Source organism: Sandarakinorhabdus cyanobacteriorum, from assembly GCF_002251755.1.
In the GTDB taxonomy this organism is placed as follows: domain Bacteria; phylum Pseudomonadota; class Alphaproteobacteria; order Sphingomonadales; family Sphingomonadaceae; genus Sandarakinorhabdus; species Sandarakinorhabdus cyanobacteriorum.
In genome coordinates this window covers 42,987-64,296 of sequence record NZ_NOXT01000125.1, presented here as the reverse complement: position 1 = coordinate 64,296, position 21,310 = coordinate 42,987, and the positions used below count along the sequence as shown (strand labels likewise).

Here is a 21,310-nt window from a genome sequence, read left to right as displayed (position 1 = left end):
GCGCCACCTCCCCCAGAGGGGGAGGATCGAGGGCAGCCCCACCCCCGGAGGGGGAGGATCGGCCTTGCCCCAGCCCCAAAACCGCGCCACACTCAAATCCTGAACCAGACAGGGGAGCCCACCATGCCGATCTCGCTTCACGCCGCCTTTGTTCCGTCTTGCCGCCAGATCATTGGCGGCTGCTTGCAGGTTCTGGCCAAGGCGGAGGCCGCCGGCGCCTGTGATCCGGCCGAGGCGCGGCTGGCGCCGGACATGTATCCGCTGGGCTTCCAGGTGAAGCAGGTGGCCATGCACAGCGCCGGGGCGATTGCGGCGGTGCGGGTGGGCCAGTTCAGCCCCGGTGGCGCGCCGCTGGAAGCGAGCTATGCGGCTTTCGCGGCGGCCCTCAGGGAAGCGGATGAGGCGTTGGCCAGCGTGAGCGAAGCCGAGATGGAAGGTTTCATCGGCGGCACGACATTGTTCGTGTTTGGTGAGCGCAAGATGCCCTTCAAATCGGAGGATTTCCTGCTGAGCTTCAGCCAGCCCAATTTCTATTTCCATGCCTCCATGGTCTACGCCATCTTGCGCAACGCTGGGGTGGCGCTGGGCAAGATGGATTATATGGGCCGGCCGCGGATGGCGCTTTGACCCGGGCGGTGTGAGGCGGCTGCGACGCGGGCGGCATTGCCCGCGCGCACGTGCGGCGGCATAGACGGCGCAAAAGGAGATTCACGATGAACCGTGCGCTGCTGCTTGCCGCCCTGATTGCGGCCCCCGCCATCGCTGCCCCGGTGCCGCAGGGCCCGCCCAACGTGCCGGAAAAATCCCCGGCCTTTGCCGGCCAGACCCGGGCCGAGGCGGTGGTTTCGAAGACGAAGCTGCAGGTGACGGAACTGGCCAGCGGGCTCAACCGGCCTTGGGCGGTCGCGCTGCTGGAGGGCGGGCGCTTCCTGGTGAGCGAGAAGGCGGCCGGGCGGCTGACCATCGTGGCGGCCGATGGCAGCAAGACTCCAGTGACGGGCACGCCGGCGACCGACGCGCGCAACCAGGGCGGCATGCTGGGCCTCGCCAATCCGGGCGATGGCTGGATTTACTGGAGCTATGCCGAGCCGCGTGAGGGCGGCAATGGCACGGCGGTGGCGCGTGGGCATCTGGTGGGCGCCGAAATGCGCGATGTGCAGGTGATCTTCCGCCAGATGCCGACGCTTGACGCCACCCAGCATTATGGCGGCCCCATGCTGTTTCCCAAGGATGGCAGCATCATCATCACGTTGGGCGAACGTTCCATCCTGCCGGGCCGCATGCAGGCCCAGAAGCTGGACAGCCTGCTCGGCAAGATCGTCCGGCTGAACCGCGATGGATCCATCCCCAAGGACAATCCGTTCGTGAAAATGGCCGGCGCCCGGCCGGAAATCTGGACCTATGGCAACCGCAATGTGCAAGGCGCGGCGCTGGATGCGAAGGGGCGGGTGTGGGAGGTGGAGCATGGGCCGGCCGGCGGCGACGAGCTGAACCTGATCGCCAAGGGCAAGGATTATGGCTGGCCAAGCATCACCTATGGCGAGGAATATTCGGGCAAGCCGATCAGCGACAACGCCACCCAGAAGGCCGGGATGGAACAGCCGGTCTATTATTGGGATCCGGTGATCGCGCCGTCGGGCATGGTCTTTTATAGCGGCAAGGCCATGCCGGAATACAAGGGCAATATCCTGGTGGGCGGCCTGCGTTCCATGGCGCTGGTGCGGCTGGTGCTGAAGAATGACCGGGTGGTGGGCGAGGAACGGCTGCTCACCGACCGCAAGCAGCGCATCCGCGACGTGGTGGAAGGCCCGGCCGGCGAGCTTTACCTGGTGACGGACGATGCCGACGGCAAGCTTCTGAAGGTGACGCCGGCGGGTTGAGGCCGGCTTGACGCCACGCGCGCGCTCCGCTAATGGCGCGCCTTCCAAAAACCCCACGCGGGGGGACATATCCGGTGCCGGGATCCGTTCCCGACCACTCCCCCGCGGCGGCCCAACCGGAGGTAGATACTTATGGCGGCTCCCGTCGTCACCATGGCGCAACTGCTTGAAGCCGGCGCCCATTTTGGTCACCAGACCCATCGCTGGAACCCGAAGATGAAGCCGTACATCTTTGGTGACCGCAATGGCGTGCACATCATCGACCTGTCGCAGACCGTGCCGCTGTTTGCCCGCGCGCTGGATTTCGTGCGCGTCACCGTGCAGCACGGCGGCAAGGTGCTGTTTGTCGGCACCAAGCGCCAGGCGCAGGACCCGATCGCCGAAGCCGCCCGTCGTTGCGGCCAGCATTATGTCAACCATCGCTGGCTGGGCGGCATGCTCACCAACTGGAAGACCATCTCGGGCTCGATCCGCAAGTACAAGAGCCTCGAAGAAACCCTGTCGGGCGACACCACCGGCTTCACCAAGAAGGAAGTGCTGAAGCTGACCCGCGAGCGCGACAAGTTCGAAGCCTCGCTGGGCGGTATCCGCGACATGGGCGGCCTGCCGGACGTGATCTTCATCATCGACGTCAACAAGGAAGAACTGGCTGTCAAGGAAGCCAATGTGCTGGGCATTCCGGTTGTGGCCATCCTCGATTCCAACACCGATCCCAGCGGCATCGCCTTCCCGGTGCCGGGCAATGACGACGCCAGCCGGGCCATCCAGCTCTATGTCAACGCCATTGCCGATGCCGTGATCGATGCCAAGCAGGGCCGCGCCGCCGACATGGGCGTGGACCTGGGCGCGATGGACGAAGCCCCGGTGGAATATCTGGCTGAAGAAGCCGCCCCGGTGGCCGAAGAAGCCCAGCCGGAAGCCTGAGGCTTCCATCCCCCAATGCGCGGGAGGCCGGGTGCAGGCGCATCCGGCCTCTTGTCACACTGATTACACACTGGCGCGGCATGGGCCCGCCAGTTCAACCTGAAAGGAGCATCCCATGGCTGAAGTGACCGCCAGCATGGTGAAGGACCTGCGCGACAAGACCGGCGCGGGCATGATGGATTGCAAGAAGGCGCTGGCCGAAACCGCTGGCGACATGGAAGCCGCCGTCGATTGGCTGCGCGCCAAGGGCCTGGCCGCTGCCGCCAAGAAGGCCGGCCGCACTGCCGCCGAAGGCTTGGTGGGCGTGGCCGTGAATGGCACGAAGGGCGCCGCTGTCGAAGTGAACAGCGAAACCGACTTTGTCGCCAAGAACGACATTTTCCAGGCGTTCGTGCGCACCGTGACCGGCCTGGCGCTGGACAGCGGCGCCGATGCCGAAGCGCTGGCCGCCATGCCGTTCCCGGGCGGCGAAGGCACGGTTGCGGAAAAGCTGACCGCCAACATCGCCACCATCGGTGAGCAGCAGAGCCTGCGCCGCACCGCCACCCTGGAAGTGAGCCAGGGCACGGTTGCCGCCTATGTCCACAACGCCGTGGCGCCGGGCATCGGCCGCATCGGCGTGCTGGTTGGCCTGGAATCGGCTGCGCCGGCTGATGTGCTGGAGCCGCTGGCCAAGCAGCTGGCCATGCATGTCGCCGCCGCCAACCCGCTGGCGCTGGACGAAACCGGCCTGGACCCGGCCCTGGTGGAGCGTGAGCGCGCCATCGCCCGCGAAAAGGCTGCCACCAGCGGCAAGCCGGCCGAAATCATCGAGAAGATGATCGAAGGCGGCGTGCGCAAGTTTGCCCAGGAATCGACCCTGGTGAACCAGCTGTTCGTGATGGACGGCAAGACCAAGGTTGCCGATGTCGTCGCCGCTGCCGCCAAGGCCGCCGGCACCGCCATCGCGCTGAAGGGCTTTGTGCGCATGCAGCTGGGCGAAGGCATCGAGAAGCAGCAGAGCGACTTCGCTGCCGAAGTGGCTGCCGCCGCCGGCCTGTAATCGCAGCGCTGAACAAACGGGGCGGGCCGGGGGTGACCTTGGCCCGCCTTTTTTGCGCGGTTGGCCCGCCCCTCCGTCGCCTGCGGCGACACCTGCCCAAACAAGTTTGGGGAGGGGGACCGCCGAAGGCGGTGGAGGGGCCCAATTGTGCACGCATTTTCCTATGCGCGCCGCTTGGCAGCGCGGCCAAGCGCCGCTAGTGACCTAGCGGCAGAAGACGGCAGGATTATCGGGGGACCATGGCCAGTTTCAAACGCATCCTGTTGAAGCTTTCGGGCGAGGCCGCGATGGGCGACCAATCGTTCGGCATTGATCCGCCCACCGTGGCGCGCGTGGCTGGCGAGGTGAAGGCCGCCAAGGATGCCGGGCACGAGATTTGCCTGGTGATCGGCGGCGGCAACATCTTTCGCGGGATGGCCGGCGCCGCCAAGGGCATGAATCGCACCACGGCCGATTATATGGGCATGCTGGCCACGGTGATGAACGCGCTGGCCATGCAGGATGCGCTGGAAGCCATTGGCGTTTCCACCCGCGTGCAATCGGCCGTGGAAATGAACAAGGTGTGTGAGCCGGTGATCCTGCGCCGGGCTGAACGGCATCTGGAAAAGGGCCGGGTGGTGATCTTTGCCGCCGGCGTGGGTGATCCGTATTTCACCACCGACAGTGGGGCGGCGCTGCGCGCTTCGGAAATGAAGTGCGATGCCCTGCTGAAGGGCACCAGCGTTGACGGCGTGTACGACAGCGACCCCAAGACCAATCCGGCGGCCACCCGTTTTGACCGCATCGGTTATGACCGGGTGCTGGCCGACAATCTGAAGGTGATGGACGCGGCCGCCGTGTCGCTGTGCCGTGACAACAATATCCCGATCGTGGTGTTCAACATCCGTGAACCCGGCAACCTGGCCCGCGTGCTGGCCGGCGAGGGTGTTTCCACCACGGTTGGCGCAATCGAGGAAGGACAAGCACATGGCTGATTTCGAGCCCGGCCCGTTCAAGGCCGATCTGGAGCGCCGCACCGCTGGCGCCATCGAAGCGTTGAAGCATGATCTGGGCAGTTTGCGCACCGGCCGCGCCAACACCAGCCTGTTGGATACGGTGCAGGTGGAGGTCTATGGCTCCATGATGCCCTTGAACCAGGTGGCGAACGTGACGGTGCCGGAACCGCGCATGCTGGCCGTGCAGGTGTGGGACCGTTCCAATGTGACGCCGGTGGAAAAGGCGATCCGCTCGGCTGGCCTGGGCCTCAACCCCATCACCGATGGCCAGACGCTGCGCCTGCCAATCCCGGACATGACGGAAGAGCGCCGCAAGGAGATGGTGAAGCTGGCCGGCAGCTATGCCGAAAAGGCCAAGATCGCCGCCCGCAACGTGCGCCGCGACGGCATGGAAGCGCTGAAGGCCGCCGAGAAGAAGGGCAAGATCAGCCAGGACGAGCAGAAGCGCCTGGAAACCGAGGTGCAGAAGATCACCGACAAGGCGATGGTGGACATTGATGCCGCCACCGCCGCCAAGGAAAAGGAAATCCTTGGCAAGTGAGTGCTACCGCCGCCCCGTTGGCTGGTGATGGCGCCGGTGGTTGCCGGCATCTGGCGATCATCATGGATGGCAATGGCCGTTGGGCCAAGGCGCGCCGGCTGCCGCGCATCGCCGGCCATCGCGCCGGGGTGGAGGCGGTGCGCCGCGTGGTGGAGGCGGCACCCGGGCTGGGGCTGGATGTCCTCACCCTCTATGCCTTTTCCAGCGAGAACTGGAAGCGCCCGGCCGATGAGGTGAGCGACCTGATGGGGTTGCTCAAACATTATGTGCAGAGCGAGATCGACAATCTGCACCGCAATGGCGTGCGGCTGGATTTCATCGGCAACTGGCGGGCGCTGAAGCCGGATATGGTGGCCCTGCTGGAGCGGGCGCGGGAACGGACGGCCGGCAACCAGGGCTTGTCGCTGGTGATGGCGCTCAACTATGGCGGGCAGGATGAACTGGTGCGCGCGGCGCGCGGGCTGGCCGCGGATGTGGCCGCCGGCCGCCTGAACGCCGACGATGTGACGGCCGAAGCGCTGGAGGCGCGGCTGGACACGGCGCAATGGCCGCTGCCCGATGCCGTGCTGCGCACATCGGGCGAATTGCGCCTGTCGAACTTCCTGCTCTGGCAATCGGCCTATGCCGAATTCCTGGTGACCGAGACGCTGTGGCCGGATTTCGATGCCGCGGCGCTGGGCGCGGCGCTGGCCGAATTTGCCCGGCGCGAACGCCGGTTCGGCGGGCGTTGATGGGCGAACTGGGCAAACGCATCGCCACCGGCATCCCGCTGGTGGCCGCCGCCGTGGCGGCATTGTGGGCCGGCGGCATCGCCTTTGCCGGGCTGGCGGCCGTTGCGGTGCTGTTGATGTGGGCGGAATGGGCAGCCATGCACCGGCTGCCGCTGATCGTGCGCCGCATTGGATTGGCCGTGCTGGCGCTGATGCTGTGGATCACCGCCGTGCTGCAAAAGCCGGACGAAGGCCTGATGCTGCTGGGCGGTGCGGCCGGCATGATGATGATCCTGGCTGGCAAGCTGGCGCGTGGGGCCGGGCGGCCGGCGGCGATCGGTCTGTTGTATTGCGGCCTGCCGGGCATCGCGCTCATTTGGCTGCGCGGGCAGGGCTGGGGCATTTGGGCCACCTTGTTGTTGATGCTGGTGGTGTGGGGGGCGGATATCGTCGCCTATTTCACCGGGCGGGCGATTGGTGGCCCCAAGCTGGCCCCGGCGATCAGTCCGAACAAGACGTGGAGCGGCGCAATCGGCGGCCTGCTGGGCGCGGTGGCGGCGTCGCTGCTGCTGATGCTGTGGTGGCCGGGCTATGCCGGGGCGGCCGGTGCACTGCGGCTGGCGATGCTGGCGGTGCCCCTGGCCATCCTGTCCATCCTGGGTGATCTGTATGAAAGCTGGCTGAAGCGCCGTTGCGGCGTGAAGGACTCGGGCACGATCCTGCCCGGCCATGGCGGGGTGATGGACCGGCTGGATGGCCTGGTGCCGGTGGCGGTGGCCGGTGCCGGAATTTTTGCTGTGACAGGGTGGGCGGGATGACGCGCAGTCTGACGATTTTGGGCGCCACCGGTTCGGTGGGCAGCCAGGCGCTGGATCTGGTGGCGCGCAACCCCGGCCGCTGGCGGGTGGAGGCGTTGACCGCCGGCAGCGACGTGGTGCGGCTGGCTGAGGCCGCCCGGGCCTGTGGCGCGCGCTTTGCCGCCGTGGCCGATGCCGGCAAGGGGCAGGCGCTGAAGGAGGCGCTGGCTGGCAGCGGGATCGAAAGCGGCGCCGGGCCGGAGGCGGTGGTGGAGGCCGCCGCCCGTGATGCCGAGATCGTGATCACCGCCATTGTGGGCGCCGCCGGCCTGCCGCCGACCATGGCCGCCGTGCGGCGCGGGGCGCAGATCGGCATTGCCAACAAGGAGACCCTTGTTTGCGCTGGCCCGGTGGTGACCGCGGCGGCCAAGGCCCATGGCGCCACGCTGCTGCCGGTGGACAGCGAGCACAACGCGATCTTCCAGGTGTTTCCGCACGATGACCCGGCCCAGGTGGAGCGGGTGATCCTGACCGCGAGCGGCGGCCCGTTCCGCAGCCGCAGCCGCGAGGCGATGCGCGGGGTGAGCGTGGCCGATGCCTGCAAACACCCGACCTGGAGCATGGGCGCCAAGATCAGCATCGACAGCGCCACCCTGATGAACAAGGGGCTGGAGCTGATCGAGGCCGGGCAATTGTTCCCGGTGTCGGTCGATCAGCTGGGTGTGATCATCCACCCGCAATCGGTGATTCATTCGATGGTGGAGTATAACGACGGCAGCGTGCTGGCCCAGCTCGGCAGCCCGGACATGCGCATCCCCATCGCCTATGCCATGGGCTGGCCGGAGCGGATTGCCACGCCGGCACAGCGGCTGGATTTTGCCGCGGTGGCGCAACTGAGCTTCGAGAAGCCTGATCTCGAACGTTTTCCCTGCCTGGCGCTGGCCTGGGCTGCGATGCGGGCCGGCGGCAGCGCGCCCTGCATCCTGAACGCCGCCAACGAAATCGCCGTGGCGGCGTTCATCGAAGGGCAAGCCGGCTTCCTTGATATCGACGCCATTGTGGCGGAGACATTGGCGATGGTGCCATCGGGCCGGGTTGAAACGCTGGAAGAGGTTGTGGCGGTGGATGCCACCGCCCGCGACGTGGCGCGCGGCCTCGTGCGCAGGCGGGCGGCATGAACCCGTTGCTGATGCAGCAGCAGCCGGGCCTGCTGTTCACCCTCGCCAGCTTTGTGGCGATGATCGCCGTTCTGGTGGTGGTGCACGAAGGCGGCCATTATCTGGCGGGCCGGCTGTTCAACACCAGGATCGAGGCCTTTGGTGTTGGCTTTGGCCGCGAGTTGTTCGGCTGGACCGACAAGCGCTGCGTGCGCTGGCGGGTGAATGCCATCCCGCTGGGCGGCTATGTGAAATTTGTCGGCGACATGAACGAGGTGAGCCAGATCGATCCGGCGATCATGGCGCTTCCGGAACGGGAACGGCGCGGGCTGTTTGCCTTTCTGCCGCTGTGGCAGCGGGCGATCATCGTCGCGGCCGGGCCGCTGATCAATTTCGTCTTTGCCATCCTGATCCTGGCTGGGTTCAACCTCGCGCTGGGCCACCCGTCCTCGCCGCCGGTGGTGGACAAGGTGGTGGAAGGCAGTGCAGCCGCCGCCGCCGGCCTGCAGCCGGGCGACCGCATCCTGAGCGTGAATGGCACCAGCATCGCCCGGTTCGAGGATATCGTGACCGAGGTGGTGACCGGCGTGGGCAAGCCGGTAACGCTGGACATCGTGCGGGCCGGCGTGCCGCGTGAGGTGACGGTGGTGCCGAAGATGGTCGAGACGGTGGACCGGTTCGGCAATGTCACCCGCCATCCCCAGCTGGGCATCGTGCGCCCGGCCGAGGTGATCGAGGATGTTGGCGTGGCCGATGCGTTCCGCCTGGCAGTAGTCGATACCGGCAGCATCATCGCCACCATCGGCCGCACGCTGCGCCAGGTCATCCTGGGCGAACGCTCGCTGGCCGAAATGGGCGGCCCGGTCAAGACGGCGCAGATCGCCGGCCAGCAGGCCAGCCTGGGCCTGGTGTCGGCGATTGCCTTCATGGCGTTCTTTTCGATCAACCTGGGCTTCATCAACCTGTTGCCCATCCCCACGCTGGACGGCGGCCATCTTCTGCTTTACGGCATCGAGGCTGTCCGCCGGCAGCCCTTGGCAGAAAAGGTGCAGCAATGGGCCTTCATGTCGGGCTTTGCCGCCTTGATGTCGTTGATGGCCGTGCTGACCTGGCATGATTTCGGATCGGTGGGCCTGTGGGCCCGCCTGTCTGGCCTGCTGGGATGAGCGGCTGACGGCAGGACCAACAAGCGCACCGCCGGCCGAACCGGTGGGCACGGGATGCAAGAGACGAAGATTGGTGGGGTTGATGGACACAGCGCAGGACAAGCGGGGCAGGGGCGGGGCTGATTTGGTCCGGCCGCTGGCGCTGTTGCTGGTGGGCACCGCGCTCGCCACGCCGGCCCTGTCGCAGCAGCGCCCGCGCCGCCCGGATGCCGAGCCGGCGCGCCCGTCGGCCGAGGCCGAGGCCCGCGCCGCCGAAAGCCGCAACGTGACCGCGCTGCCGGCCACCGCCGCCAATGCCGGCGTGGTGCGTTCGGTTGTGGTGCGCGGCACGGAACGGCTGGAGCCGGAAACGGTGCGTTCCTATCTCAACCTCGCCATTGGCGACCGTTATGACCGTGATGCGCTCGATACCGCGCTCAAGGCGCTTTACGCCTCCGAACTCTTTGCCGATGCCACCATCCGCGACGACAATGGCGCCCTGATCGTCGAGGTGAAGGAAAATCCGGTGATCAACCGGATCATCGTCGAAGGCGCCAAGCGGGTAAAGGAGGAGAAGATCCGCGAGGAAATCCGCCTCGCGCCGCGTCAGATCTTCACCCGCTCCAAGGCGCGCGCCGATCTGGCGCGCATCCTGGAACTGTATCGCCGTGGCGGCCGCTTTGCCGCCAGTGTCGAACCCAAGATCATCCAGCTCGAACAGAACCGCGTCGACGTGGTGTTCGAGATCAACGAGGGCGCCAAGTCCAAGATCCGCCAGATCAACATCCTGGGCAACAGCAAGTTCAAGGAAGGCGAGATCCGGAAGCAGATGGCGTCGAAGCAGGCGCGGGCCTGGCGCTTCTTCACCTCCAACGACACCTATGATCCCGATCGCCTGGCCTATGACCAGCAGAAGCTGCGGCAATTCTATCTGACGCAGGGCTATGCCGATTTCCGCGTGTCGTCGGTGGTCGCCGAGCTGACGCCCGACAAGAAGGACTTCATCGTCACCTATGTCGTGGAAGAGGGGGAGCGCTACAAGTTCGGCAAGGTCGATCTGGTCAGCCAGCTGCGCGACGTGAAGGCCAGCGAATTCAAGTCGATCATCCGCATCAACGAGGGTGATTGGTATGACGCGCAAAAGATCGAGAACACGGTCGAGACGCTGACCGAAACGGCCGGTCTTCTGGGCTATGCCTTTGCCGATGTGCGCCCGCAGTTCGAGCGCAACAAAGACGATCTGAAGATGAACATCACCTTCCAGATCGCGGAAGTGCCCCGCGTCTATGTGGAGCGGGTGGCCATCAACGGCAACACCATCACGCAGGACAATGTGATCCGGCGCGAATTCCGCCTGGTCGAAGGCGATGCCTTCAACTCCATCAAGGTGAAGCGCACCAAGGACCGTCTGCTCGGCCTCGGCTATTTCCAGGAAAAGCTGGACATCGAGCAGAAGCCCGGCAGCACGCCTGACCGGATCATCCTGGAAACCAACGTGCAGGAACGCCCGACCGGCGAACTGCAGCTGTCGGCCGGTTTTTCCAGCATCGAACGCTTCATCTTCTCGGCCAGCGTGCGCCAGCGCAACTTCCGTGGCCGTGGCCAGGAAATCCGCCTGTCGGGCAATATCTCCAGCTTCGCGCGATCGGTGGAGGCCGGCTTCACCGAGCCTTATCTGGCCGGGCGCAACCTGGCGCTGGGCTTTGACGTGTTCCGCCGCGATTTCCGCTCGTTCCGCTTCACCGGCAATAACACACGAGACACCACCTATACCCAGGTGTCCACCGGCTTCCAGGTCCGCACCGGCTTCTCGATCACCGAATTCTGGGCGGCGTCGCTGCGCTATGGCCTCAGCCGCGAGGAAATCGGCCTGGATCAGGCGACCTTCTTCACCAACGGCGTCTGCGATCCGCTGCGCGCCGGCCGCTTCCTGTGCGAACAGCTGGGCAACCGCACGGTGTCGACCATCGGCTACTCGCTGATTTTCAACAGCCTGAACAACATCCGCCTGCCCAGCCAGGGCCAGCGCTTCACCTTCAGCCAGGATCTGTCGGGCGTGCCGGTGGGCATCAAGTTCCTGCAGACCCGCGCCAATTATGATTATTTCACCCCGCTGTTCGGCTCGGGCTTCGTGCTGAACCTGGGCGCGGAAGGCGGCTATGTCACCGGCTATTCCGGGCAGGACGTGATCCTGACCAACCGCTTCTTCCTGGGCCAGCCGCAGTTCCGTGGCTTCAACATCCGTGGTGTCGGCCCGCGCGTGCTGCGCCGGCCGCTCAACCTGGATGGCACGGTGGTGGCGGATCGTCGCCAGGCGCTGGACGATGCACTGGGTGGCCGCGCCTATTATCTGGCCCGCGCCGAAATCCGCATCCCCATCGGCTCGGCCGGATCGGAACTCGGCCTGCGGCCGTCGATCTTTGCTGATGTTGGCGCGCTGTGGAGCCTGCGCGCGCCGACGCTCACCTGCCAGAACGGGCCCACGGTGGCGGCACCGCGCGTGGCCGGCCAGGTGGCGCCCTGTCTGGCCACCGATGGCATCTCCTCGGGCTTTGTCGAGGAATATCTGGGGAATACGCCGAAGCCGCGCGTTTCGGTCGGTATCGGGGTCAACTGGAATTCGCCGTTCGGGCCGTTCCGGTTCGACCTTGCCAAGGCACTCGTCACCCAGCCGGGCGACGACCCGCAATTGTTCCAATTCAACGTAGGGACCGCATTCTGATGAAGAAGACCTTGATTGCGCTGGCGCTGGCCAGTGTTGCCGTTCCGGCCGCCGCCCAGCAGCTGCCCGCCGCCGTGATCGTGCTGGTGGACCAGAACGAGATGATCGAGACCTCGGCCGCCGCCAAGGCCGCCGCTGTCGAGCTGAAGCCCAAGGCCGATGCCCTGCAGGCCCGCCTGAACACGCTGCGCACCAGCCTGACCGCCGAGGAAAAGACCCTGCGTGAAACCCAGCCGCAGCAGGGCGCCGCGCCGGCCACCATCCAGGCCTGGCAGGCCAAGGTGCAGGATTTCCAGAACCGCCAGCAGCAGGCCGAACAGGAAGTGCAGCGCCGCAACCAGGAAATCGAAGCGTCGCGCCAGTGGATCGTCAAGCAGATCATCGATGCCGCCCAGCCGATCATCGGCCAGATCATGCGCGAACGCGGCGCCACCATCGCCCTGGATGAGCGCGTGACCATCCAGCACACCCCGGCTGTCGACATCACCGCCGATGTGCTGGCCCGCCTGGACAAGGCACTGCCCAAGGTGTCGATCACCCCGCCGGCCGCGCCGGCTGCGCCCGCCGCCCCGGCCCCGGCGGCTGCCCCGCCGCGCAAGTGATGGGCACCGAAGCTGCCACCGCCAGCACCGCCGACGTTCTGGCGGTGATGTCGCTGTTGCCGCACCGGTTCCCGATGCTGCTGGTTGACCGGGTGATCGACATGATCCCCGGTCAATCGGCCACGGGCATCAAGGCGGTAACGATCAACGAACCGTTTTTCGCCGGCCATTTTCCGGCCCGCCCGATCATGCCGGGCGTGCTGATCGTGGAGGCGCTGGCGCAGACCGCCGGCGTGCTGGCCATCCACACCGCCCGGGCCAAAGACCCGGATGCGGGGGACAAGCTCGTCTATTTCATGGCGATCGAGAACGCCAAGTTCCGCACTCCCGTGGAGCCGGGCTGCCTGCTGCACTTGAAGGTGGAGGTGGTGCAGGACCGTGGCCGCATTGCCAAGTTCAGCGGCCGGGCCGAAATCGATGGCAAGTTGGCGGCCGAAGCCAGCTTCACCGCGATGATCGCCGATCCGCCGGCCTGATGGGCCGGACGGCCACTTGCGGGGGGCGCCAGCGCTCCCCACATTGGCGAGGAAAGGACCGGACCCGATGATCGCGCTTGTTGTTGCCTCCATCCTGTCGGCCAGCCAATTCGCAGCCAGCGTGGCGGCGCATAGCCCGCGTGCCGCCGTGCAGCAGCTGGTGGCCGGTGGTGACTGGCCGCGCGTGATGGCCGGGATCAGGGGCGGTGCGGCCGACTGGATCGCGCTGGCGCCCGAACTTGCCGCTGGCGCCGATGCGGCCCATGGCGCGGAATTGACCGCCGCGCTGGCCGGGGCCCTGCCACGCGCGCCGGCCGAGGTGCTGGCCGTGGTGGATGTGCGCCGTGGCCCGGTGCTGGGGGTTCAGGCCGTGTGCGGTGCGCCGGCGGCGGTGGCGGCGGCAGCCGATGTGCGAGAGGCGCTGGACCTGCTGCCCGATGTGGCGGCGGTGGGCCGGACCAAGGCACTGTGCCTCAAGGAACTGGCGCAGGCGGCGTCGCGCTGAGCGCTTTCGGCGCCGGCTTTGGGGCTTTGGCGGCCCACAGGCAGGCGCCGGCGATGATGGCAGCGCCGGCCAATGTGCTGGCGGCCACCGCCTCGTCAAACAGCAGCCAGCCGAACAGCGCCGCCCAGGGCAGGGCGCTATATTCCATCACCGCCGAAACCTGCACTTCGAGGTGGACATAGCCGCGTGCCATCAGCTGCACGCCGATGTTGCCGGCAAGGCCGGTTGCCATCATCCAGGCCAGATCGGTCCACCCCGGCACGGCGGCCGCGGTGATCGCGACGGGGGACAGCCACAGCATTGGCACCACGGCGGCAATCAGGGTGATGACGGTGGCACCATCGGCCGCTGCGCGCGACCGCATGATGACCGCCGATGCGGCATAGAGGATGGCGGCGCCCACGGCGGCCAGCGCGGCCAGCAAGGACGTGCCAGACAATTGCGGCATGCCGCCCACCGTGACCAGCACCCCGGCAAAGCCCATGGCACCGGCCGCGACATAGCGCGGCTGCACCGGTTCACCCAGATAGAGCCGTGCCATGAACGGCCCCACCAGCGGGCCGACGAAGGTGAGGGTGAGCACCAGCGCCAGCGGCAGCTGGGTGATCGACCAGAAGAAGGCCAGGGCCATCACCGCCAGCAAGGACCCGCGCACCACATTGGGTTTCAGCCCGCCCGGTGCCACCCAGGGCCGGCCCTGCCATTGCCACACGGCGAGCGCGATGATGCTGCCACTGGCATAGCGGCCGAAGGTGGCGAGCGGCGCGCCATGGCGCAGGGCCAGCCATTTCATCAGCGCATCCAGCACGCACAGCGCGCCAATCCCCGCCAGCACGAGGATGATGGCCGAAAGGCGCGAAGGGGGCTGGCCAGACATGGCGGCCAGCCTTACCGGCCGCTGGCGGGGCCGTCTACCGTCCCAGGCGGCGGATCAGGCTGGCGGCGAGATAGAGGCGCGACGGCACCGCTTCGAGATAGACATATTCGGCATCGGTGGTGTGATAGCCGGCACCCGGCAGGCCCAGCGCCTCCAGCACCGGCACGCCGGCCAGGGCGGCAAAGGCGGCATCGGTGCCGCCACCGGTGCGCGGCATCAGCTTCAGCTTGCGGCCCAGCCGGGCATAGGTGGCCTGGGCTTCCTCGATCAGGGCCATGCTGGCCGGCGTGACGTTGAACGGCGGCCGGTTCAGCCGCACCTCGTAATTGACCACGGCACCGGGTTGGGACGGCGCGGCCAGCCGCTGGCCCAGCGCCCGCTTGAAGGGTTCGAATTCGGCCATGTCGATGATGCGCAGATCACCGATCAGCGTCACGCTGTCGGGGATGATGTTGCGCACACCGCGATCCTGGTTCACCACCGTCCAGTTGAAGCGCAGCTTGCCGGGGCCCTGATCCAGATCACGGGTGGCGTTGATGATGTTCGCCGCTTCGGCCAGCGCGTTGATGCCGCTTTCGGGCGCGGCGCCGGCATGGGCGGATTTGCCCTTGATGGTGACGATCACCGTGTTGGTGCCCGATGTGCCGTTGGTCATGGCTTCGGGATAGCCGGTGGGTTCAAAGCTGAGCACCGCCGACTTTCCCTTGGACAATTCGGTGATGATCGGGCCGGAACCAAGCGAGCCGCGTTCCTCATCCGTGTTGATGGCCACGGTCAGCTCGGCATAATCCCGGGGGCTGAGCAGCGTGAGGGTGTGGAGGATCAGCGCCACGCCGCCCTTGTCATCCGCCACGCCGGGGCCATAGGCGAGCGTCCCCTGCGGGCTGCCGACCAGCTTGAACGGGGCCCGGGCCAGCGCGCCGCGCTGATACACCGTGTCCATGTGGGCGATCAGCAGGATCTTGCCCTGGCCCTTGCCCTGCCAGCGCGCGACGATGATGTCGCCCAGCGCCTCGCCCATCGGCTTGACCCGCTCGGTCTTGCCGCCCAGCGCCGCCAGCCGGGCTTCGAGCAACGTGCCCATGGCGGCCAGGCCTTCGGCATCGCCGCTGCCGGTTTCGATTTCGACGAGCTGCTGCAAGGTCTTGGTGAGGGCAGGGGCTTCGGCCGTCGCGGCCTTGAGCAGGGCGGCATCCGGCTTGGGCGGTGCCGCCCAGGCTGATGTGGCGATCAGGGCCGCAAGGGCCGCCAATGCTCTTTTCATTCGTTTCTCCCCACAGGCAGGATAACCGGCTTGGGGCGAATGTCATCCCATGAAATGCTGCGACAGATCGGCTTGCGTGTTGATGTTGGGGAGCGGGCCGAGATCGACGGCGCTGGCGCCGGTTGTGGCCACCCATTGCTGCACGCGGCGGCCGCCGGTGGCGAGAAACTGGTCAAGATCGGCAGCCAGCGTGACCGGCCACAGGCCGATCAGCGGCTGGCCCTGCGCGTGAGCCGGGGCCTGGCCCAGCCGGTCAAGCCAGTCCGCCGGCAGGCCGGGGCAATCGACCGGCAGGCTGGCGACCGCACTGAAACCAAGAAGGGCAGCATGGTGCAGGGCGGCGTTGAGGCCGGCCAGCGGGCCCAGATCAGGCCCCGGTCGGTCGGGCAGGGATGGCAGGCCGGGCCAATCCCGCCCCGCCACGGCCAGCGCATCGCAGCCGGCCAGCGCCGCCAGCGCATGGGCGATCAGCGGCCGGCCATCGAGCATTGCCAGCGCCTTGTCGCTGCCAAAGCGGCGCGACTGCCCGCCGGCGAGGACAACGCCGAGCCGGCTCACTTCGTCTCTTCGAATAGCTCCCGCCCGATCAGGTAGCGGCGGATTTCGCTGGTGCCGGCGCCGATTTCATAGAGCTTGGCATCGCGCAGCAGGCGGCCGGTGGGATATTCGTTGATATAGCCGTTGCCGCCGAGGCACTGGATCGCCTCCAGCGCCATCCAGGTCGCCTTTTCGGCCGAATAGAGGATGCAGCCGGCTGAATCCTTGCGCGTGGTCTCGCCGCGGTCGCAGGCCTGGGCGACGGCATAGCTGTAGGCGCGTGCGGTGGAGAGGGCGACATACATGTCGGCCAGCTTGCCCTGCATCAGCTGGAACTGGCCGATCGGCTGGCCGAACTGCTGGCGCTCGTGCACATAAGGCACCACCACATCCATGCAGGCCTGCATGATGCCGAGGGGGCCGCCGCTCAGCACCACCCGTTCATAATCAAGGCCGCTCATCAGCACGCGGGCGCCATTGCCCACCCCGCCCAGCACATTCTCGGCCGGCACGGCGCAATCCTCGAACACCAGCTCGCAGGTGTCAGACCCGCGCATGCCCAGCTTGTCGAGCTTTTGCGCGGTGGAAAAGCCCTTCATGCCCTTTTCGATCAGGAAGGCGGTGACGCCGCGCGGGCCGGCGGCCGGATCGGTCTTGGCATAGACCACCAGGGTTTTGGCGTGCGGGCCGTTGGTGATCCACATCTTGTTGCCGTTGAGCACATAGTCGCTATTGCCCTGCTGGTCGGCGCGCAGCTTCATGCCAATGACGTCGCTGCCGGCGCCGGGTTCGGACATGGCAAGGCTGCCGACATGTTCGCCGCTGATCAGGCCGGGCAGATAACGCGCCTTCTGTTCGGCCGTGCCCCAGCGGGCGATCTGGTTGATGCACAAATTGGTGTGGGCGCCGTATGACAAGCCGACACTGGCCGAGGCGCGCGACAATTCCTCCACCACCACCACATGGGCGAGATAGCCCAGCCCGGCGCCGCCATCGGCTTCCGGCACGGTGATGCCGTGCAGGCCCAGTTCGCCCAGCTTGGGCCACAGATCGCGCGGGAACATGTTGCTGGCATCGATTTCGGCCGCGCGCGGGGCGATTTCGGCGGCGGCAAAGGCGCGCACCGTGTCGCGCAGCATTTCGATGGTGTCGCCGTGGTCGAAGCGAAGCTGGGTGAGCATCCCAAGGATTCCTTGTCTGATTTGCTGCCGTTCTAGGCCGGGTGGGCAGGAGCGGGAAGGGGGTATTGCCAAAATCCGGAACTGCGCGTTGACAGCATGAATCGTTGCGTATACATAACGATTCGTGATGACGAACAACGACGCCTCGAGCCTGCACAACCGCCTCGCCCTGTTCCGGGCCGAAGCCGGGCTGAGCCGCGAGGATCTGGCAAGCCAAGTGGGCGTGAACCCGCAGACCATCGGTTTCCTGGAGCGTGGCCAATATGGCCCCAGCCTGGAACTGGGGCTGAAACTGGCGCGCGTGTTCGGCGTGCCGGTGGAAATGTTGTTCAGCCTGGAACCCTTTGCCCCGCTGGCGGCCAGCCTGGCCGCGCCGCGTATCATGGAAGGAGGCCGCTGATGGCCACAACCCAAGTGCCGCGACTGTCCACGCGCAAGGCGCGCTGGTTCAGCATCGCGCTCGCCCTGCTGTTTCCGGTTGCGCAGATCGGCCTGATCATCCGCCCCTGGCCGCTGTCACCGATGGCTGAAGTGGCATTTGCAGTGATCTTTCTCGTTGCCATGGCGTTGGGGCTTGCCGTGATGATCGGCACGCCCGGCTGGCGGCGGGAAGCCAAGGGCGCACTTGATGAGCGCGAGGCCATCGAAACGGCCAGAGCCCTGTCGCTCAGTTATCGCATCATGGGCCTGCTGCTGATGGCCTTCACGCTTTGGTATGGCCTGGCCACGCGCGGCAACAGCCTTGGCCTGCCCGAACCCGGCACGATGCTAGTGGTGCTGTTGCTGATCAACATGCTGTGGCTGCAGTTGATCTTGCCGTCAGCGATTCTGGCCTGGAACACGCCCGTTGATGAAGAGGATTGAGCGATGGGAAGGACGATGACCATGGCCCCCAAGGCCCCGCTGAAACTGAGTCTGCGCACCGCGCGCCTGTTGTCGGTCGCCGTCCTGGGCGGCATCGGCATCGGCTATCTGGGCGGTGCCATCACCGCCGATGCCGAAGGCACCACCCCGATCGGGTTCGTGTTCGTGCGGCTGATCGGGCTGTTCAGTGCCGTTGCGCTGTTCATCGATGGGCGCGGGCAGTTGACCCAATCCAGCGGCCATGCTGGACGAGCGTGAACGCCAGTTGCGCGACAAGGCCTATGTGGCGACCCACCAGATCATGGTGACCGGCCTGTTCGGCTTCCTCATCTGGTCGATCATTGCAAAGTTCGTCGATGGCTGGATGCCGGGGCAGGGGCAGGCGCTCGATCTGCTCTCGGGGTTCGCGATCAGTGCGATGGCGCTGCCCGGCATCATCCTGGCCTGGCGCGAACAGCCTGCCGATGCGGAGGATGAGGCATGAGCCAGATAATGCTGATGGTGGCCATGCTGGTGCTGGGGGTGGCCGCGTCGCCAAGCCAGACACCGGAAACCCCATGCTGATCTTTGCGCTGGCGGTGCTGGGCGTGGCACCGCGCCTGATCAAACCCTGAGCTTCCTGGCCGGAAGGGCCCGGACCGGCATGAGCCCCGCCGGTTCGGGCCAACCCGTGTCAGGCGCTGGCCACCAGCTGCACGCGCCGGCTTTCGACAATGCGGCCAAGGGCGGCGAGCGGCTGGCCATCGGGTTGCACCGGGCGGTGGGCGGCGCGGATGGCCTCGAATGCGGCGCGCACGCCCTCATAACCGGCCGGCGTGCGATAGCCGACAATCATCACCACATCCCAGCTGGCGCCATCGGCCGGATCGGCGCGGTACAACCGGGCATGGGCAAACAGGCCCTGCGCCACCGCCAGCCGGTCCATCACCAGCCAATTCGCCTCCAGAAAGCGCAGCAGCGGGGCCGGATCGGCGGTGCTGGCCTTGAGGAAGGTCCATTCCTCCACCGCCACGCCGGCCGGCACGGCGATGGCCGGGGCGGCAAGGCCGAGCGCCAGCGCCGTCAGCAGCCCGCGCCGGTCAGGCGTCACGCAAACTCCACCAGCATCATGCCATCGGCGACCTGATCGCCGGTGGCGACGTGCACGGCCTTGATGGTGCCGGCGGTGCGTGCCGTCAGCCGATGCTCCATCTTCATCGCTTCCAGCACCAGCAGCCGGTCACCTTCGGCCACGGCCTGGCCCGGCGTCACGTCAACGCTGAGCACACGGCCGGGCATTGGCGCCATCAACTGGGCGTGGCCGGCGCCGGCTTCGGCCTTTTTCGGCGGCATGGTCGCGATGCTCCAGCTCTGGCCCGCCAACCGCACCTCCACGCTGCCGGCCTGGGGGACCATCGTCGCGGGCAGCAACGTGCCGCCCATGTCGATCATCAGGCCATTGGGCCCGGTGCGGCGGGCGCTGACTTCGCCAACGCCGGGAAGGCCGCCGATGCGCCAGCGATCCTGGCCGACGCTGCGCAGGCTGACCGCGTGGGCGTCGCCTTGCCACGACAGCATCACCGTCTGTTCCCGCGCCAGGTTGAGGCGGATCGGCAGGGCAGCAAACAGGCTGGCGGGCGCCGCGCCGCTGGGCAGGCCCAGGCCGAGCGCGGCGGCCAGCAGCGCCGGGGCCGGGCAGGCGGCGGGCGGCGACAGGCTGGCCATGTGGCGGGCGATGAAGCCGGTATCCACCTCGCCGGCGCGGAAGGCCGGATGGTCGGCCAGCCGGGCGAGGAAGGCGCGATTGGATTTCAGGCCATCAACGATGGTCGCATCCAGCGCGCCGACCAGCCGGTCGATGGCCTCGCCGCGGCTGGCGCCATGGGCGATCACCTTGGCGATCATCGGATCATAATCAAGGCCGATGCGGCTGCCCTGTTCCACGCCGGTATCGATGCGGACGCCGGCCCCGGCGCCAAAGGCCAGGCGGTGGATGGTGCCGGTCGATGGCAGGAAGCCGCCATCCGGATCCTCGGCATAAAGCCGGGCCTCCATCGCCCAGCCGGTCACGCTCAGCTCGTCCTGGCGCTTGGGCAGCGGTTCGCCGCGCGCGACGCGGATCTGCCATTCCACCAGGTCCTCGCCGGTGATGCATTCGGTGACGGGATGCTCCACCTGCAGGCGGGTGTTCATCTCCATGAAGTAGAAGGCGGGATCGCCGGCTTCGTCCAGCGTGTCGAGATCGAGGATGAATTCCACCGTGCCTGCACCCTGATAGCCGATGGCATGGGCGGCGGTCACGGCGGCGATGCCCAGCGTGTGGCGCAACCGGTCTGACAGGCCGGGGGCGGGGGCTTCCTCGATCACCTTCTGGTGGCGGCGCTGCAGCGAGCAGTCGCGTTCAAACAGGTGGACGGCATTGCCATGGGCATCGGCAAACAGCTGCACCTCGACATGGCGCGGGCGCTGGATCAGCTTTTCCAGCATCACCGCCGGATTGCCAAAGGCGGTTTCGCCCTCGCGCTGGGCAGCCATCAGCGCATCCTGGAATTCTTCCGGCGCATGGACGGCGCGCATGCCCTTGCCGCCGCCGCCGGCCACCGCCTTGATCAGCAGCGGGAAGCCCACACCCTCAGCCGCCTTCTGCAGCCGCACCAGGCTCTGGTCTGTGCCCTGATAGCCTGGCGTGATCGGCACGCCGGCCTTCTTCATGGCGGCCTTGGCGGTGTCTTTCAGGGCCATCACCCGCATGGCGCTTTCCGGCGGGCCGATGAAGATGAGGCCGGCCTTTTTCAATGCCTTGGCAAATTCGGCATTCTCGCTGAGGAAGCCATAGCCGGGGTGGATGGCATCGGCGCCGGTGCGCCTGGCCGCCGCGATGATGGCATCAATGTCGAGATAGGGCCGGTCGCCGGCCAGTGGCACGGCCTGGCCGGCCTCGCGCACGAAGGGCGCATCGGCATCGGCGGCGCTGTGCACGGCCACGGTGGCGAGCCCCAAGCGGTGGGCGGTGCGGATGATGCGGCAGGCAATTTCGCCGCGATTGGCGATCAGGATCTTGTGCATCGTTTCACTCTTCAGCCCCTCTCCCGTTCGGGGAGAGGGTGGGCCC

Annotated in this window: 24 protein-coding genes; 18 read left to right on the top strand and 6 right to left on the bottom strand. The window is 66.9% G+C overall.

Annotated features, from left to right (window positions below; translation table 11 throughout):
- Positions 1–123 precede the first annotated feature (123 nt).
- The 14 genes from CHU93_RS15915 (at position 124) to CHU93_RS15850 (ending at position 13,496) form a co-directional block, all read left to right on the top strand.
- Complete coding sequence (locus CHU93_RS15915; RefSeq protein ID WP_094475131.1) at positions 124–627, top strand: DUF1993 family protein; 504 nt, start codon at positions 124–126, stop codon at positions 625–627.
- Between the two features lie 86 nt (positions 628–713).
- Complete coding sequence (locus CHU93_RS15910) at positions 714–1,880, top strand: PQQ-dependent sugar dehydrogenase (protein ID WP_094475130.1); 1,167 nt, start codon at positions 714–716, stop codon at positions 1,878–1,880.
- Positions 1,881–2,012: 132 nt separating this feature from the next.
- Positions 2,013–2,804 carry a 30S ribosomal protein S2 gene (rpsB, locus tag CHU93_RS15905; RefSeq protein ID WP_094475129.1) on the top strand — a complete coding sequence of 264 codons (792 nt, stop codon included), beginning with the start codon at positions 2,013–2,015 and terminating at the stop codon, positions 2,802–2,804.
- A gap of 115 nt (positions 2,805–2,919) precedes the next feature.
- A complete protein-coding gene (gene tsf / locus CHU93_RS15900) occupies positions 2,920–3,846 on the top strand; it encodes a translation elongation factor Ts (protein WP_094475128.1) in 927 nt (308 codons plus the stop codon).
- A gap of 239 nt (positions 3,847–4,085) precedes the next feature.
- Complete coding sequence (pyrH, locus tag CHU93_RS15895) at positions 4,086–4,820, top strand: UMP kinase (RefSeq protein ID WP_094475127.1); 735 nt, start codon at positions 4,086–4,088, stop codon at positions 4,818–4,820.
- Entirely contained in the window at positions 4,813–5,382 is a 570-nt protein-coding gene (frr, locus tag CHU93_RS15890; RefSeq protein WP_094475126.1) for a ribosome recycling factor, read from the top strand. Before pyrH ends, frr begins: the two co-directional genes overlap by 8 nt.
- Entirely contained in the window at positions 5,379–6,113 is a 735-nt protein-coding gene (locus CHU93_RS15885) for an isoprenyl transferase (RefSeq protein ID WP_094475125.1), read from the top strand. Before frr ends, CHU93_RS15885 begins: the two co-directional genes overlap by 4 nt.
- Positions 6,113–6,910: a phosphatidate cytidylyltransferase gene (locus CHU93_RS15880; protein ID WP_094475124.1), complete on the top strand. Its 798-nt coding sequence runs from the start codon at positions 6,113–6,115 to the stop codon at positions 6,908–6,910. Before CHU93_RS15885 ends, CHU93_RS15880 begins: the two co-directional genes overlap by 1 nt.
- Positions 6,907–8,067 carry a 1-deoxy-D-xylulose-5-phosphate reductoisomerase gene (locus CHU93_RS15875; protein ID WP_094475123.1) on the top strand — a complete coding sequence of 387 codons (1,161 nt, stop codon included), beginning with the start codon at positions 6,907–6,909 and terminating at the stop codon, positions 8,065–8,067. The genes CHU93_RS15880 and CHU93_RS15875 overlap by 4 nt, the downstream gene beginning before the upstream one ends.
- Positions 8,064–9,212, top strand: a complete 1,149-nt coding sequence (rseP, locus tag CHU93_RS15870) for an RIP metalloprotease RseP (protein ID WP_341476593.1) — start codon at positions 8,064–8,066, stop codon at positions 9,210–9,212. The genes CHU93_RS15875 and rseP overlap by 4 nt, the downstream gene beginning before the upstream one ends.
- 82 nt (positions 9,213–9,294) lie before the next feature.
- Positions 9,295–11,913 carry an outer membrane protein assembly factor BamA gene (bamA, locus tag CHU93_RS15865; RefSeq protein ID WP_094475121.1) on the top strand — a complete coding sequence of 873 codons (2,619 nt, stop codon included), beginning with the start codon at positions 9,295–9,297 and terminating at the stop codon, positions 11,911–11,913.
- Positions 11,913–12,515, top strand: coding sequence for an OmpH/Skp family outer membrane protein (locus tag CHU93_RS15860; RefSeq protein WP_094475120.1), 603 nt, complete (start codon positions 11,913–11,915; stop codon positions 12,513–12,515). The genes bamA and CHU93_RS15860 overlap by 1 nt, the downstream gene beginning before the upstream one ends.
- A complete protein-coding gene (fabZ, locus tag CHU93_RS15855) occupies positions 12,515–12,991 on the top strand; it encodes a 3-hydroxyacyl-ACP dehydratase FabZ (protein ID WP_094475119.1) in 477 nt (158 codons plus the stop codon). Before CHU93_RS15860 ends, fabZ begins: the two co-directional genes overlap by 1 nt.
- Positions 12,992–13,058: 67 nt before the next feature.
- Complete coding sequence (locus CHU93_RS15850) at positions 13,059–13,496, top strand: hypothetical protein (RefSeq protein ID WP_094475118.1); 438 nt, start codon at positions 13,059–13,061, stop codon at positions 13,494–13,496.
- Here the strand turns inward: CHU93_RS15850 and CHU93_RS15845 are convergent.
- From CHU93_RS15845 to CHU93_RS15830, 4 genes are read right to left on the bottom strand one after another with little or no spacing between them, the layout of a single operon-like run.
- Complete coding sequence (locus CHU93_RS15845) at positions 13,465–14,373, bottom strand: DMT family transporter (RefSeq protein WP_094475117.1); 909 nt, start codon at positions 14,371–14,373, stop codon at positions 13,465–13,467. The genes CHU93_RS15850 and CHU93_RS15845 overlap by 32 nt on opposite strands.
- Positions 14,374–14,407: 34 nt before the next feature.
- Positions 14,408–15,637 (bottom strand): glutamate carboxypeptidase, encoded by a 1,230-nt coding sequence (locus CHU93_RS15840; RefSeq protein ID WP_094475116.1) that lies wholly within the window; start codon positions 15,635–15,637, stop codon positions 14,408–14,410.
- A 42-nt stretch (positions 15,638–15,679) separates the two neighbouring features.
- On the bottom strand, positions 15,680–16,195 hold the full coding sequence (locus tag CHU93_RS15835) for a molybdenum cofactor guanylyltransferase (RefSeq protein WP_094475115.1): 516 nt from the start codon (positions 16,193–16,195) through the stop codon (positions 15,680–15,682).
- Positions 16,192–17,355: an isovaleryl-CoA dehydrogenase gene (locus tag CHU93_RS15830; protein ID WP_094475114.1), complete on the bottom strand. Its 1,164-nt coding sequence runs from the start codon at positions 17,353–17,355 to the stop codon at positions 16,192–16,194. The genes CHU93_RS15835 and CHU93_RS15830 overlap by 4 nt, the downstream gene beginning before the upstream one ends.
- Positions 17,356–17,482: 127 nt before the next feature.
- Between CHU93_RS15830 and CHU93_RS15825 the strand changes: the two genes are divergently transcribed.
- Genes CHU93_RS15825 through CHU93_RS15810 form a run of 4 tightly spaced genes read left to right on the top strand, consistent with a single transcriptional unit; the run spans position 17,483 to position 18,703 of the window.
- Complete coding sequence (locus CHU93_RS15825) at positions 17,483–17,755, top strand: helix-turn-helix transcriptional regulator (RefSeq protein ID WP_165768783.1); 273 nt, start codon at positions 17,483–17,485, stop codon at positions 17,753–17,755.
- Complete coding sequence (locus CHU93_RS15820; RefSeq protein ID WP_094475113.1) at positions 17,755–18,219, top strand: hypothetical protein; 465 nt, start codon at positions 17,755–17,757, stop codon at positions 18,217–18,219. The genes CHU93_RS15825 and CHU93_RS15820 overlap by 1 nt, the downstream gene beginning before the upstream one ends.
- Before the next feature lie 21 nt (positions 18,220–18,240).
- The gene (locus CHU93_RS15815; RefSeq protein WP_165768779.1) at positions 18,241–18,477 is read left to right on the top strand and encodes a hypothetical protein; all 237 of its coding nucleotides are present in this window, start codon (positions 18,241–18,243) and stop codon (positions 18,475–18,477) included.
- Positions 18,461–18,703 carry a hypothetical protein gene (locus CHU93_RS15810; protein WP_094475111.1) on the top strand — a complete coding sequence of 81 codons (243 nt, stop codon included), beginning with the start codon at positions 18,461–18,463 and terminating at the stop codon, positions 18,701–18,703. The genes CHU93_RS15815 and CHU93_RS15810 overlap by 17 nt, the downstream gene beginning before the upstream one ends.
- A gap of 189 nt (positions 18,704–18,892) precedes the next feature.
- On the opposite strand, the gene CHU93_RS15805 is transcribed toward CHU93_RS15810, so the two are convergent.
- Positions 18,893–19,309 (bottom strand): hypothetical protein, encoded by a 417-nt coding sequence (locus CHU93_RS15805; protein ID WP_094475110.1) that lies wholly within the window; start codon positions 19,307–19,309, stop codon positions 18,893–18,895.
- Entirely contained in the window at positions 19,306–21,264 is a 1,959-nt protein-coding gene (locus CHU93_RS15800) for an ATP-binding protein (protein WP_094475109.1), read from the bottom strand. The genes CHU93_RS15805 and CHU93_RS15800 overlap by 4 nt, the downstream gene beginning before the upstream one ends.
- Between the last annotated feature and the right edge of the window lie 46 nt (positions 21,265–21,310).

What these genes read in the sequence shown, in the direction of transcription:
- tsf (WP_094475128.1), top strand. Translation starts at nt 2,920, where the DNA reads ATGGCTGAAGTGACCGCCAGCATGGTGAAGGACCTGCGCGACAAGACC.
- CHU93_RS15860 (WP_094475120.1), top strand. Translation starts at nt 11,913, where the DNA reads ATGAAGAAGACCTTGATTGCGCTGGCGCTGGCCAGTGTTGCCGTTCCG.
- CHU93_RS15915 (WP_094475131.1), top strand. Translation starts at nt 124, where the DNA reads ATGCCGATCTCGCTTCACGCCGCCTTTGTTCCGTCTTGCCGCCAGATC.
- CHU93_RS15810 (WP_094475111.1), top strand. Translation starts at nt 18,461, where the DNA reads ATGCTGGACGAGCGTGAACGCCAGTTGCGCGACAAGGCCTATGTGGCG.
- pyrH (WP_094475127.1), top strand. Translation starts at nt 4,086, where the DNA reads ATGGCCAGTTTCAAACGCATCCTGTTGAAGCTTTCGGGCGAGGCCGCG.
- CHU93_RS15800 (WP_094475109.1), bottom strand. Translation starts at nt 21,264, where the DNA reads ATGCACAAGATCCTGATCGCCAATCGCGGCGAAATTGCCTGCCGCATC.
- CHU93_RS15815 (WP_165768779.1), top strand. Translation starts at nt 18,241, where the DNA reads ATGGCCCCCAAGGCCCCGCTGAAACTGAGTCTGCGCACCGCGCGCCTG.
- CHU93_RS15820 (WP_094475113.1), top strand. Translation starts at nt 17,755, where the DNA reads ATGGCCACAACCCAAGTGCCGCGACTGTCCACGCGCAAGGCGCGCTGG.
- rseP (WP_341476593.1), top strand. Translation starts at nt 8,064, where the DNA reads ATGAACCCGTTGCTGATGCAGCAGCAGCCGGGCCTGCTGTTCACCCTC.
- bamA (WP_094475121.1), top strand. Translation starts at nt 9,295, where the DNA reads ATGGACACAGCGCAGGACAAGCGGGGCAGGGGCGGGGCTGATTTGGTC.
- CHU93_RS15850 (WP_094475118.1), top strand. Translation starts at nt 13,059, where the DNA reads ATGATCGCGCTTGTTGTTGCCTCCATCCTGTCGGCCAGCCAATTCGCA.
- frr (WP_094475126.1), top strand. Translation starts at nt 4,813, where the DNA reads ATGGCTGATTTCGAGCCCGGCCCGTTCAAGGCCGATCTGGAGCGCCGC.
- CHU93_RS15840 (WP_094475116.1), bottom strand. Translation starts at nt 15,637, where the DNA reads ATGAAAAGAGCATTGGCGGCCCTTGCGGCCCTGATCGCCACATCAGCC.
- CHU93_RS15875 (WP_094475123.1), top strand. Translation starts at nt 6,907, where the DNA reads ATGACGCGCAGTCTGACGATTTTGGGCGCCACCGGTTCGGTGGGCAGC.
- CHU93_RS15825 (WP_165768783.1), top strand. Translation starts at nt 17,483, where the DNA reads ATGACGAACAACGACGCCTCGAGCCTGCACAACCGCCTCGCCCTGTTC.
- CHU93_RS15845 (WP_094475117.1), bottom strand. Translation starts at nt 14,373, where the DNA reads ATGTCTGGCCAGCCCCCTTCGCGCCTTTCGGCCATCATCCTCGTGCTG.
- CHU93_RS15830 (WP_094475114.1), bottom strand. Translation starts at nt 17,355, where the DNA reads ATGCTCACCCAGCTTCGCTTCGACCACGGCGACACCATCGAAATGCTG.
- rpsB (WP_094475129.1), top strand. Translation starts at nt 2,013, where the DNA reads ATGGCGGCTCCCGTCGTCACCATGGCGCAACTGCTTGAAGCCGGCGCC.
- CHU93_RS15880 (WP_094475124.1), top strand. Translation starts at nt 6,113, where the DNA reads ATGGGCGAACTGGGCAAACGCATCGCCACCGGCATCCCGCTGGTGGCC.
- fabZ (WP_094475119.1), top strand. Translation starts at nt 12,515, where the DNA reads ATGGGCACCGAAGCTGCCACCGCCAGCACCGCCGACGTTCTGGCGGTG.
- CHU93_RS15910 (WP_094475130.1), top strand. Translation starts at nt 714, where the DNA reads ATGAACCGTGCGCTGCTGCTTGCCGCCCTGATTGCGGCCCCCGCCATC.